Below are 13287 nucleotides of genomic sequence, written 5' to 3'. Positions count from 1 at the left end.
TCAGAAGATGACGACTGATTTAGCAGCAATTTTTGGTAAAAGCGGGCGACTGGCAGCGCGATTGCCCAATTTTCAGCACCGCGAGCAGCAGCAGGCGATGGCAGAACGCATCGCGGCAGTGATGCGGACTGGCGGGGTGCTGATTTGTGAGGCGGGCACGGGCACCGGCAAAACCTTTGCGTATCTGGTGCCGGCGCTGTTATCGCGGCGCAAGGTCTTGATTTCGACCGGCACCCGCAATTTGCAAGATCAACTCTTTCACCGCGATTTGCCGCTGATGCGCACGGCGCTGGGGATTCCGGTTTCCAGCGCGTTGCTCAAAGGACGCGCCAATTATTTGTGTCGACATCGGCTGGCGCTGCTGCAAGAAGAGGTGGTGCATTTGACACCTGAGCTGCAACAGCAGTTGGCGCTGGTGCGCGATTGGGCGCAGACCACGCAAGCCGGCGACATCGCGGAGTTGCCGCTGCCAGAAGATGCGCCGATTTGGGCGGAAATCACCTCGACGGTGGATAACTGTCTTGGTCAGGAATGCGCGGAATTTCAACGCTGCCATTTGGTGACAGCGCGGCGCGAGGCGCAGGCAGCGGAAGTGGTGGTGGTCAATCACCACCTCCTCTGCGCGGATTTAGCGTTGCGCGATGAGGGTTTGGGCGAGCTGTTGCCGGGGGCGGATTGTTTTGTGATTGATGAGGCGCATCAGCTTCCTGACACGGCGTCGAGCTTTTTTGGAATTTCATTTAGCAGTCGGCAACTGCATGATTTAGCAACGGATACGGAGATCGCCGCCTACAGCGAGGCACAAGGTGTGGTGGAGTTGCCGCGCCGGGTCAAAATGGTGCAACGCGCCACTGCCGAGGTGCGCATCAGTTTGGGTGGTGAGACGGATCGCCGAGCGCCGTGGCGAGACTTGGCGGACAACGCGGAGGTGCAGCGGACGCTGGCGGAGCTGGAGCAAAAACTTCAGGCGTTGGCGCTGGCGCTCAAAGCGTTGCAGGGGCACGGGAAAAATCTGGATGCCTGTCAAGCGCGGGCGGCGACCTTGCTGGCGCGGCTGCACACGTTGCTGGCGCCGGAACCGCCGGAGGCGGTGCGCTGGTTTGAAACCAACGGACGCGGCTTTCGGCTGCATCAGACGCCGTTATCGGTGGCGGACGTGTTTCGGAAACATGTTGGGCAAGCGGGGACAGCATGGATTTTCACTTCGGCGACGCTGGCAGTTGGCGAACGGTTTGAACATTTTGCGCAACAACTCGGCATTGAAAATGCGCAAACTGCGCGTTGGGAAAGTCCATTTGATTATGCCAAACAAGCCTTGTGGTTTGTGCCGCGTGGTTTACCGCAGCCTTCGGCACCGGAATACAATCAACATGTGATTGCGCTGGCGCGAGAAGTGATTGGATATAGTCGCGGTCGCGCTTTTTTATTATTCACCAGTTATCGCGCATTGCACGAAACTGCGGCGGGATTAAATGGTCAATTGGATTATCCGTTGTTAATTCAAGGCACGGCACCGCGAGCGGAATTATTAGCGCGATTTCGTGAATTGGGCAATGCAGTGTTGCTGGGGACGGCGAGTTTTTGGGAAGGCGTTGATGTGCGCGGTGAGGCGCTGTCGTGCGTATTGATTGATCGGTTACCGTTTGCTTCACCGGGCGATCCGGTTTTAGCCGCTCGCATTGATGCGTTGCGGCAGCGCGGTGGCAATCCTTTTCAAGACTATCAATTGCCGCAGGCCGTGATTGCCTTAAAACAAGGCGCGGGACGGTTAATTCGAGATCAGCATGATCGTGGGGTGTTGGTGGTGTGCGATCCGCGTTTATTAGCAAAATCGTATGGTCACACGTTTTTAGCGAGTTTGCCGCCGATGGCGCGGACGCGAGTCATTGAAGATGTGAAAACGTTTTTTGATGCTGCTGAATGCAATGCGACTGTTGAAGTTGTTAAAACTCCAATTAAAAAGAAGCGGCAGCGTAAAGTAAAAAGTTAGTTGTGGCGGGTATTGGCGGTCATCTCCAGCCCCGGCAGATGATGAATCGGCTTTGACGTGAGGGGCGGCACTCGCCATAATGTGCGGCTTGCGCCCGTAGCTCAGATGGATAGAGTACAGCCCTCCGAAGGCTGGGGTCACAGGTTCGAATCCTGTCGGGCGCGCCACCACCCTCTCGAAGTCATTTCCGCAAGTATTCGTTATCAAGTCCCACCACCGCGATTTCCCACGCCAAACTCCGTTAATCCGCGATCTTTTGCGCCAGCAGCGATCATTTTCTCAGGACAGCGCGTGTGCCCAAATTTTTCTATCAAGCAGTCAAGCTCGACGGCGAAACCGTTGCGGGTGAAATTGAGGCGGCAGATGAGGACACGCTGCGCCGGCAATTACAGCGCGAGGGCGTGATTCTGATTGAAGCCCGCACGTCAAAAACGTTGCGCCTGACTTTAGGGCGGCAGCGGCGTCTGACACCGAAAGAAATCAATATCTTGACCCGTGAATTGGCCACGCTGTTGGAAGCGGGCATGACGCTGGATCGCTCGCTGCACATCCTGCTTGATCTCAGCAGTGCCGAACAGCTCGTGCGGGTGTTGACCGCTGTGCAGCAACAGGTGCGCGGTGGGGCGACTTTTTCGCGGGCGCTGGAAGCGCAAGATGGGCAATTTCCGCGTCTTTACATCAACATGATTAAAGCCGGTGAAGCGGGCGGGGCGTTGGATCAGGTGCTTAACCGCCTGGCCGATTATTTGGAGCGCGTCGCCGAACTGCGCCAAACCGTCACCTCCGCGCTCGTTTATCCCCTGATTTTGCTGGTTGTCGCCGCCTTGTCGGTCATCTTGCTGCTGGTGTTCGTGGTGCCACAATTCACGGTTTTATTTGACGACATGGGTGCAGCCTTGCCGCTGCCGACTCAGATCGTCGTGGCGGCGGGAGAATTGTTTCGCAATTATTGGTGGGCGCTGCTGTGCGGCATCGCGCTCGCTGCCGTGTTGATTGAACACAGCCTGCAACGTCCAGCGGTGCGGATGTACGTTGATCGGCGCGTACTGACCGTGCCGCTGCTCGGCGATTTGCTGTGGAAATTGGAAACAGCGCGGCTGTGCCACACCCTCGCCACGCTGTTGACCAACGGGCTGCCGCTGTTGACGGCGCTGACGCTGGCGCGAGAAGTGGTCAGCAACCACCACCTCGCCATCTTGCTGCGCGAAGTGGGCGACGATCTCAAACACGGGCGCGGGCTGGCTGAACCGCTGGTGCGGGTGCAGGCGCTGCCGGAGTTGGCGCTGCAAATGATCCGCGTCGGCGAAGAATCTGGCAGTTTAGACGCCATGTTGACGAAGATCGCCACCATTTATGACCGGGAAACGCGCACCAGCGTCCAACGGTTGCTGACGTTATTAGAACCCATTTTAATTGTGGGTTTAGGCGTCATCGTTGCTGGCATCATCATGTCCATTTTAATGGCAATTTTGGGTGCCAACGAATTGGTTTTTTAATCAAACTGAAATGCAGTGTCATTGCGGAGAGTGTTGAAATGCGTTCTATCAAACTGATGCGTGGTTTTACGCTAGTCGAATTGTTGGTCGTGCTCGCAATTTTAGGGTTATTAGCGGGTTTAGTCGGGCCACAGGTGATGAAATTTCTCGGCAGTTCTAAAACCAAAACCGCAAAATTGCAAATCGAAGAATTAAGCGCAACGCTGGATTTATATCGGCTTGAGTTGGGACAATATCCGGCTGAATTACGCGCCTTGGTAGAAAAACCCGGCAATGCACCGAATTGGAATGGCCCCTATCTTAAAAAGGGCGATGTTCCCAAAGACCCTTGGGGCTTTGAATACGAATATCGTGCGCCCGGTGAACATGGCAGCGTTGATCTGTGGTCACTCGGTGCCGATCATCGTGATGGCGGCGAAGGTGAAAACACTGATATTCGCAGTTGGGAATAGCACCAATAAAATACCCCTCGCTGCATCGCAACGAGGGGATTACATCATCAACCCTGTATTAAGCACTATCAGTTATTGCACAATAAAGCCTGTAAAATAAATCGCATGAATTGCCGGCTCGCCAGTTTGATGCGTCATCGTTTCCCGCAGTTGTTCTAACAATTCCACCCGCAATTGTTCCCGCGCCTCCATAGAACTGACTTGATCTGGTTGCCGTCCACCCAGCAAGGTAATCATCCGATCTCGAATGAGCGGCATGTGCGTTTTCACCAATTCCGCATCATGGCTGCTATTCAAATAAAACTGGATGTCTAATTTCAAATAGCGCGTCCGCCGATCACTCGCTAAATTCACCACCAATGCCGGTTCCAATGCCATATAACCCGGATAAGCAGCGGCATCATCTTTACTTCCGCCACTGCTTGCCTGCGCCGGCGACCACCACATCAATGGCAACAGTGCCATCATTACCCACAATAACCCACGCAAATTCAATTGTTTCATTAGAATTAACTCTCGCTATTAAAGACAACCACATTTCCAGTATCGCTGAATACAGAAACGGCTTGCACCAAATCCCGCGCCTGATTTTCTAAATTGTCAGTCGCGGCAGTTGCTGCATCAACTAATGCCGCATTCTGTTGCGTCATGGTATCAATCTCAGTTACTGCGCGTGCAACTTGTGCAATTCCCAATGATTGTTCCCGACTGGCGTCAGCAATTCCCGCCACCAACGTCGCCACCTGCTGAAAACTCACCACCACCTCCGTCATCGCCGCGCCCGCCTGCTGCGCGAGGGCAGCACCGCGATCCACTGTCGTCATGGAATCAGCGATTAACCCTTTGATTTCCTTGGCTGCTTGCGCACTGCGCTGCGCCAACGTCCGCACCTCAGCAGCAACCACCGCAAAGCCGCGCCCTTGCTCACCCGCCCGCGCTGCCTCCACCGCCGCATTGAGTGCCAAGATATTTGTTTGAAATGCAATGCCATCAATCACGCTAATAATATCTGCAATTTTACTACTCGCAGTTTGAATTGCATTCATGGTGGTGGTGACTGCTTTTACGGTATCACCGCCGCGTTGAATGGTGACATGAGCAGTGCTTGCCAATTGATTGGCTTGACTCGCATTGTGCGCATTTTTTTGTACCGTAGCATTGAGTTCTTCCATCGTGCCAGCGGTTTTTTCAAGTGCATTGGCTTGTGCTTTTGTGCGGCTGGATAAATCGGTATTGCCAGCGGCAATTTCATCTACAGTATCATTGATTGCCAACGTCACCGCTTGAATGCGTCCGACCACTTCGCGTAATTGCGCAACTGTAGTATTGGTGTCCAGTTTCAATTGCCCAAAGGTGCCGCTGTAATCCGCAGTAATTTGTTGGGTTAAATCGCCTTGCGCAATGCTATTGAGAACCCGCGCAATATCGGCAAGTCCGGTGGACACAATCTCCACCAATTGATTCATGCCTTGGCTCATTTGTTTTAAGAAACCATCCTTGCCGGTTAAATCTAACCGCTGGGAAAAATCGCCATAGACTGCCGCATCTAACAGCGTTGATAATTCACGTTGCACGCTGGCTTCATTGGTGCGATCTGTCCATTCTACAACCGAACCGATGCGCTCACCTTGCGCGTTAATCACCGGATTAAAAATCAGGCGAAAGGTATATCCAGCAACCGTTAATTCTGAAATATACTCAGCGTTCATTTCCGCTAAAAAATTACGCTGCCGCAGCGGATTACGGTGAAAATCATCAAAATTTTTGCCAATTAAATAATCGGCATTAAAGTCTGACAACACGCGCTGCAATGCGGCTTCGCAGGAGTGCATCATTTTGGTCATTGCCACATTCATATAAATGATGTTGCCGTCATTGTCAGCAACCATGACATTGGTGGAGGCTTTATCAAGGGCGTTTTTAATGCGTAAACTTTCGGTAGCAATGTGGCGATCAGCAGCAATCTGTTCTCGCAACTGATTCTGCATATTGAGCATTGATGCCAGCAAACTGGTTTGATCGCCAGCGCGTAATGGAATGATGTTGTCTAGTTTGCCGCCAGCAATCGCGTGAGCAATTTTAGCGGCGTTGGCGGGTTCACCACCAATTTGACTGACCACACTGCGCACGATTCCTAACGCCAGCAGCAGCGTTAAAAAGAGCGTCAATCCCAGCACGATTGAATAGAACAGCAATGCGGTTTGCGCGGTATGCAATTGGGTATGATTTGCGGCAATAATATCGGCAGAAAATTGCTGTTCGACTTCGCGCAATAAATCAATTTTGGCGGTGATTTGATCGAACCAAGTCACGGGCGGATAGTTTAATTCTGCACCCACGCCTTTTGTTTTCACCATACTTTCAATGGCGGAGATATCTTGGTTAATCGGCTGGCTGAGTTTGTCATTCAGCAGCGCCATTTGCGCGGTGGTGGCGAAAGCGTTTGTCGTGCGTAAATAATTGGATTGGTCAATTAACAACCCTTGAAACACATCATAATCACCAGCGGTGATGCGTCCAGCACTGAACGCACCGGATAATAAGGCGCGTTCTTGTCCGTTGCGTTCTTTCAAAAATAATAATGCGCTTTTAGCATTGGTGAGGCGTGACAGTTGTGCATCGTGTAATTGATTGCTGGTGCGAGCGGCAATTTCTAATAAATTGCCAATTAAGTCGCTATACATCCGAAAGGAGCTGGGCGGATTGGCTTTTAAGTCGCTGACAATCGTGCGCCAATTGTGTAACGTCAGCACTGAATTTGGTAATTCTTCAAGGCGTTGGCGATAATCTGCTTCTAAAGTATTGAGATCAACTTGTGTGATTGCGTGTTCTAATTGGGCAATGGCAACGTCGCTGGCTTGGCGTTGCGGTGGCAGGCGATCTGCAAATTTGCTCCCTTTACTCGATAGAAAACCGGCGCTCATGCCGCGTTCTTTTTGTAATTCGTGGGCGACTTCGCCCAGCGCGACCACTAATTGCCCCAGTGCTTGCCCGTGTTGAATGCTGTATAAATCCCGCACCATTTGCAGAATTAAAAACAGCATCATGCACGCCAGTGCTAAACTGGGGATGCCTACCAATAGAAATAGTTTTGTTTTGATATTGAGTTTGTTTAACATGATCGTCCATCAGTAAAAATGGAATGTGCGCGAGAGTGATTGCGTTGTTGATCCGACGGCATGACAGGTTTTCTGGTCGGCATCGCTGTATTGGTTATTGATTTCAGAGTGCATCATATGGTGACACAATCTCATTCATCAGCGCGTAAACCCGATAGCGCGACTGCAATGCGGATATTGATTGCAGATATTCGTGCTGCCATCCCATTGGATGCACCGCCGGCGCTGGAGTGCAGCGGCGATTGTCAGCAGTGCGCGTTAAAATTGTTGGAGTTTTTGGCGTTGGAACTCCAGAGTTGGGAGCAACGATTGGCGCAGAATGAACGCCCGACTTTGGCGGAGTTGTCGCAATTAGCGCGGACGGCTCGTGCGGCTCAGGCGGCGTGGCAGCACCAGTATCCAGTTTGACGTCCAGCGCCGTCGCGCCAATCCTATGCTATGACAATTCGTGCTGCGATGAGACTTGCTGAACCTACGATGCGAACGTTTACCCTGCTAATCGTTGATGACGAGCCAAGCAATTTGTCGATTTTTGTCAAATTGCTCAGTCCAAACTATCAGGTGCGTGCCTGCAAAACGGGGGCGCAAGCCTTGCTGGCGGCGCATTCTGCACCGCGCCCGGATTTAATTTTATTGGATGTGATGATGCCGGGCATGGATGGTTATGAGGTGTTGACCCGGCTGCGCGAGGATGCGGCGACGCGGGATATTCCGGTGATTTTTGTCACGGCGTTGAGTGACGATCTTGATGAAGAAAAGGGGCTGGCGCTCGGCGCGGTGGATTATCTGGTCAAGCCGGTGCGACCGGCGATCATGTTGGCGCGGGTGCGCAGTCATTTGGAAATCAAGCAGGCGCGAGATCGGCTGGCGCAGCAAAACGATTGGCTGGAATTAGAAGTGGCGCGGCGCACCCGCGAAACGCTGTTAATTCAGGATGTGAGCCTCAGCGTGGTGCTGGAATTGGCGGAAACCCGCGACAATGAAACCGGCAATCACATTTTGCGCACCCAAACTTATGTTGAGCTGCTCGGACGGCAATTGCAGCAGCATCAACCGCAATTGGCGGCGCTGTTGGCGGAGCCGCGCTTATCGCGGGTCGTGAAGGCGGCTCCGCTGCACGACATCGGCAAAATCGGGATTCCCGACTGCATTTTGCTTAAACCCGGCAAGCTCGACGCTTCGGAGTGGGCAATTATGCAGACCCACAGCCAGCTCGGTGCGGACGCGCTGCGGCGGGCGATTGAAAAATCTCTGCAATTAAATCAACGCACTGCCGCCGATGCGTGCCCGGAAGCGTTGGCGATTCTGGAGGTGGCGCAGGCGATTGCCGCGAGTCATCACGAAAAATGGGATGGCAGCGGTTATCCGCAAGGCTTGGCGGGCGATGCGATTCCGCTGGCGGCGCGATTGATGGCGCTGGCGGATGTGTATGACGCGCTGACGATGCGACGGGTTTACAAGGAACCGTGGACGCCCAGTGCGGCCGCGCATTACATCCGCGAACAAGCGGGACGACATTTTGATCCGTTGCTGGTGACGGCGTTTAGTGCCATTGAAGCCGAATTTGCTGACGTGGCGCAGCGGTTCAGTGATCCGGCGTGAGCAGCACCTAAATGACTGATCTTGCGGCGTTATCGGACGTTGATCTTGCGCATCTCGCCAGTCGTCGCGCTGCGTTGCAGCCGCTGGTGATGGACGTCAGCCTGACGATTCCCGATCTGTATTTTTTGGTGGATGCCGACGGGACGCTGCTGGATTACCGCGCTCGTGAGCATTCGACGCTGTATGTGCCGCCCGCGTTTTTTCTCGGACGCCACTTTGATGAGGTGTTGCCGCCGGAGATCGCCGCGCAATTCAATCACCAGTTGGCGCTGGCGCTGGGCACGGATGAATTGGTGGTGTTTGAGTACCACCTGCCGCTGCCGCTGGGCGAGGGTTATTTTGATGCGCGGCTGCGGCGACTACCGGCTGGGCAAGGCTGCATCGTCATCGTGCGGGACATCACGGCGCGAAAACAGGCGGAAACGCAGTTGCGCCGTGAGCAGCAATTGCTCGCGGAGCGGGTGAAAGAACAGCGGTGTTTATACGAAGTCTTTCGCTTGTCGGAAGATTTGGCGTTGCCGCTCACGACGCTGTTGCAGCAGGTGGTGGCGGAGATGTTGACCGGGCTGCAAGACCCGGAGTTGGCGACGGCGCGGCTCGATTGGGGTGGCAATCATTATCTCACGCCCGGCTTTGCGCTGACGGATTGGGTGCTGGCGATGGAGGAGCGCACCAAGTTAGACGAGCCGTTGCGATTGACGTTGGCGTATCGCTCCGCGCCGCCGCGTGCATTCGGAGCGCCGAGTTTTGTGCCGGAAAAGGTGCGCTTGGTGCAGGCGGTGTTGTATCGCCTTGTGGAAGTGCTCAATCGGCGGCAGGCGGCGCGAGTGCTGCATGAACACGAGACGTTGGTGGAGACGATGTTTAGCCAGACGACCGATGCGATTTTGTTATTGAATCCGATCACGCAGTGCTTCATTCAATTCAACACGGCGGCGCACGAAGGTTTGGGATATACCCGCGAGGAATTTGCGGCGCTGTCAGTGCCAGATATTCAAGCCGAGCATTCGCCAGAACAAATCGCCATGAATACCAACGCGATTTTTACTGGCGCGATCACGGGTTTTGAAACCCGCCATCGCGCAAAAAACGGCACCATTCAAGAAGTTGCGATCACTTTTCGCACGCTTTATCACGACGGGCAGCCGTTGGTGTCGGCGGTGTGGCGCAACATTGATGAGCAAAAGCTGCGCGAGCGCGAACATCTGGCGCGGACGGCGCGGCTGGAATTGCATACCCATTTAATTCACGAAATCAGCCATTTAGATTCTGGCATCAACGGCGACGTGGTGGCGTTTGCGCGTGAGATCACCGCGTGTTTAAGCCGAATGCTGCGGGTGGCGCGGATGTCGGTGTGGCTGTTTGATGCGGCGCTGACGCAGTTGGAGTGCATTGATTTATATGAATTAACGCGCGAAAGCCACACGGCAGGAATGCAGATGGCGTTTGCTGCGTATCGTTTTGAGCTGGATTGGTTGATCGCGCATCGTTATGTAGACGCCAGCGACGCGCTGACTGATCCGCGCACTGCCGGTTATGCGGAGGCGTATTTGCAGCCGCTGGGCATCGTGTCGATGCTGGATTGCTGCGTGATGTCGGGTGGGCTGCCACGCGGGGTGGTGTGTTTTGAGCAAGTGGGGCACGCGCATCACTGGTGTGAGGATGAGGTGGTGTTTGGGTGCCAGATTGCCGATCAAGTGGGAATGGCATTGCTGCATCGGGAACGGTTGGAGGTGGTGCGGGCGCTGCGTGAGAGCGAGCTGTTTTTGAATCGGGCGCAGGCGGTGTCGCAGACCGGACATTGGCGGCTTGATATTTTGCAAGATCGGCTGCTGTGGTCGGATGAAACCTATCGCATCTTTGGTTTGACGCGGAATCCGTCGTTGACGCTGGAGGTGTTTATGAACTGCGTCCATCCCGATGATCGACCGGCAGTGCTGGTCGCTTGGGATCAGGCGTTGCTGGGTCAGCCGTATCGGGTGACGCATCGAATTATGGTGGGTGAGACCGTGCGCTGGGTTGAGGAGCGGGCGGAAATTGAATTTGATGGCAATGGTCGTCCGCTGTTTGGGATGGGCATTGTGCAGGACATCACCGAGCGGGTGACGACTGCCCGCGAGTTGGAAGACCACCGGCTGCATTTAGAGGATTTGGTGGCGTCGCGCACCGCTGAGTTGGAAATGGCGAAGGCGGCAGCGGAAGCGGCGAATCAGGCAAAAAGCGCCTTTTTGTCGAATATGAGCCACGAAATTCGCACGCCGATGAATGCGGTGATCGGTTATGCGCATTTGCTGCGGCGCGATCCGTTGACGCCGCGCCAGCACGATCAGCTCGACAAGCTCACCACTTCAGCGCGGCATCTGCTGCAAATTATCAACGATATTTTGGACTTATCGAAAATCGAAGCCAGCAAGATGACGCTGGAGGCGCAGGATTTTGAGCTGGCGCGGGTGATTGATCATGTGTGCCAACTGCTGGCGGATCACATTGCCAACAAGAATTTAGATGTGCTGGTGGACTTGGAGCAGGTGCCGCTGCTGCTGCGGGGCGATGGCAATCGGCTGGGGCAGATTTTGCTCAATCTGGTCAGCAACGCAGTGAAATTCACCGAGACGGGGCGGATTGCGATTCGGGCGCGGGCGGTAAATCCCACTGACAACTCAGCCCCGTTCACTCTCCGCATTGAAGTCCAAGATTCCGGCATCGGCATCACCGACGCGCAGATGCAGCGCCTGTTTCGTGCCTTTGAACAAGCCGACGAATCCACCACCCGCCGTTTCGGTGGCACCGGCTTGGGCTTGGCCATCAGCAAACGTTTAACCGAATTGATGGGCGGACAGCTCGGCGCAATCAGTCAACCCGGGCAAGGCAGCCTGTTTTGGTTAGAAATTCCCTTTGTGATCGCCGCCCACAACGCCGCCCAGCGCCAGCTCACGCTCGCGCCCTTTCGTGGAATGCGCGTGTTGGTGATTGATGACCACGCCGACGCCCGCGATATTCTCGCCAGCTTGTTGCAGGAATTGGGAATGCGGGTGGACGCCGCCGCATCCGGCGAGGCGGGATTGGCGGCAGTGTTGGCGGCCGACCGCGCTGGTGATCCGTTCCGACTGCTGATGATTGATTGGAAGATGCCGAGCGTGGACGGCATCGACACGGCGCTCAAGCTGCAAGCCTTGGCGCTCACTGCGCCACCGGAGTTTTTGATGGTTACGGCTTACGGCGATCATCTGCCGCACGATGAAGCCGCACGCGCCGGCATTTCCCACATTCTCACCAAACCCGTCACGCCGTCGGTGCTGCACGATGCGCTGGCGGCGGCGTTGCAGCGTCACACCAGCGGCGAGCCGCCGGTGGTGCCGATCACGCTGGCGCGGGAGTTGGAGCGGCGACAAGGCGCACTGTTGCTGCTGGTTGAAGACAACGCGATCAATCAAGAAGTGACGTGTCAATTGCTGGAAGCGGTCGGGATGCAGGTCAGTTTGGCGGATAACGGTTTGATCGCGCTGCACATGGCGCAGGTGACGCGCTACGATTTGATTTTAATGGATATTCAAATGCCGGTGATGGACGGGCTGGCGGCGACGCAGGCGATTCGACAATTGCCCGCGTATAGCGATGTGCCGATTTTGGCGATGACGGCAAATGCGTTTGATGAAGATCGGCATCGCTGTTTGCAGGTGGGCATGAACGATCACGTCGCCAAACCGTTGGAGCCGACGCGCTTGTATCAAAGTTTGGTGCGCTGGCTGGCGCCGACGCAGATTGATCCGACGACGGCGGTGCGGCAGTTTGAGCCAGAATTTTTGCCAATCGTCAGCACCGTTGCGCCGCAGCCGGTGCCGCGAGTGCCGGATTTAGAATACATCGCCGGGCTGAATGTGGCGCAAGGTCTGCGCAGTGTGCGCGGTGATGTGCCGCGCTTGCGGCGGTTGCTGGGGCAATTTATCGACAATCATGCAGCCGATGGGCAACAACTCGCCGCGCAGTTGGCGGCGCACGAGCTGGGCGCGGTGCGCTTGCGTGCTCATGCGTTGAAAGGCGCGGCAGCAACGCTGGGCTTGACGCACTTGGCGGATTTAGCGGCGGCGGTGGAGCGCGGCGCAAAACATCTCAACGCCCCTGAGCCCCCCTTTGGAAAAGGGGGGTTGGGGGGATTTGATGCAACAAGCCCGATCTCACCAATCCCCCCCTGCCCCCCTTTTCCAAAGGGGGGAGATGAAGGTGTGCCTTTTCCAAAGAGTGGGGGCGACAATTTAACCCATCACATCAATCAATTAGCAGTCGCGCTGGCGGAGTTTGCGCACACTGCGACGCCGTTATTGACGCTTGCCGAAGCGCCGGTTGTCACACCACAGATTGATTGGGAACGGGTGCAGGCGGTGGTGCTGGAATTGGTGCATTTACTCGCCCGCGACGACACCGATGCCAATACGGTGTTTGAAAACGAGCGCGATCTTTTAGTCGCAGCGTTTGGCGATGCCGCGCTGCGGCTGGAAAAACAACTGCACAATTATGATTATTTACCGGCATTGGGGACGGCGCAGCAATTATTAATCCAATACAACAAGGATTGAAACCCGGCATTGGAAACGGCGCATTTATTGATCCACTACAACAAGGATTGAAAT

8 protein-coding genes and 1 tRNA gene are annotated in these 13287 nt (G+C 54.9%); 7 read left to right on the top strand and 2 right to left on the bottom strand.

Annotation, left to right across the window (positions count from 1 at the left end):
* The first annotated feature begins 7 nt into the window (after positions 1-7).
* From CKO12_RS02315 to gspG, 4 genes are all read left to right on the top strand, one after another.
* On the top strand, positions 8-1990 hold the full coding sequence (locus tag CKO12_RS02315; RefSeq protein WP_200153116.1) for a DNA repair helicase YoaA: 1983 nt from the start codon (positions 8-10) through the stop codon (positions 1988-1990).
* A 90-nt stretch (positions 1991-2080) separates the two neighbouring features.
* Positions 2081-2157 (top strand) — tRNA-Arg (locus tag CKO12_RS02310).
* Positions 2158-2283: 126 nt separating this feature from the next.
* Positions 2284-3486 (top strand): type II secretion system F family protein, encoded by a 1203-nt coding sequence (locus tag CKO12_RS02305; RefSeq protein WP_200153115.1) that lies wholly within the window; start codon positions 2284-2286, stop codon positions 3484-3486.
* Positions 3487-3524: 38 nt separating this feature from the next.
* Complete coding sequence (gene gspG / locus CKO12_RS02300; RefSeq protein ID WP_200153114.1) at positions 3525-3938, top strand: type II secretion system major pseudopilin GspG; 414 nt, start codon at positions 3525-3527, stop codon at positions 3936-3938.
* A 72-nt stretch (positions 3939-4010) separates the two neighbouring features.
* Here gspG and CKO12_RS02295 read toward each other — a convergent pair whose 3' ends face one another.
* Together CKO12_RS02295 and CKO12_RS02290 are read right to left on the bottom strand one after the other, a co-directional pair.
* Positions 4011-4442 (bottom strand): flagellar basal body-associated FliL family protein, encoded by a 432-nt coding sequence (locus CKO12_RS02295; RefSeq protein ID WP_242466164.1) that lies wholly within the window; start codon positions 4440-4442, stop codon positions 4011-4013.
* Between the two features lie 5 nt (positions 4443-4447).
* Positions 4448-7057 (bottom strand): nitrate- and nitrite sensing domain-containing protein, encoded by a 2610-nt coding sequence (locus CKO12_RS02290; protein ID WP_200153113.1) that lies wholly within the window; start codon positions 7055-7057, stop codon positions 4448-4450.
* A 117-nt stretch (positions 7058-7174) separates the two neighbouring features.
* On the opposite strand from CKO12_RS02290, the gene CKO12_RS02285 reads away from it, so the two are divergent.
* From CKO12_RS02285 to CKO12_RS02275, 3 genes are all read left to right on the top strand, one after another.
* Positions 7175-7465 carry a hypothetical protein gene (locus CKO12_RS02285; RefSeq protein ID WP_242466163.1) on the top strand — a complete coding sequence of 97 codons (291 nt, stop codon included), beginning with the start codon at positions 7175-7177 and terminating at the stop codon, positions 7463-7465.
* Positions 7466-7534: 69 nt separating this feature from the next.
* Positions 7535-8659 carry a response regulator gene (locus tag CKO12_RS02280; protein WP_200153112.1) on the top strand — a complete coding sequence of 375 codons (1125 nt, stop codon included), beginning with the start codon at positions 7535-7537 and terminating at the stop codon, positions 8657-8659.
* Positions 8660-8670: 11 nt separating this feature from the next.
* On the top strand, positions 8671-13233 hold the full coding sequence (locus tag CKO12_RS02275) for a response regulator (protein WP_200153111.1): 4563 nt from the start codon (positions 8671-8673) through the stop codon (positions 13231-13233).
* Positions 13234-13287: the final 54 nt, after the last annotated feature.

Origin of the sequence: Chromatium okenii (genome assembly GCF_016583745.1) — a bacterium.
GTDB lineage: Bacteria > Pseudomonadota > Gammaproteobacteria > Chromatiales > Chromatiaceae > Chromatium > Chromatium okenii.
The sequence above is the reverse complement of the archived record's forward strand: the minus strand, read 5'-3'. Positions and strand labels throughout refer to the sequence as shown.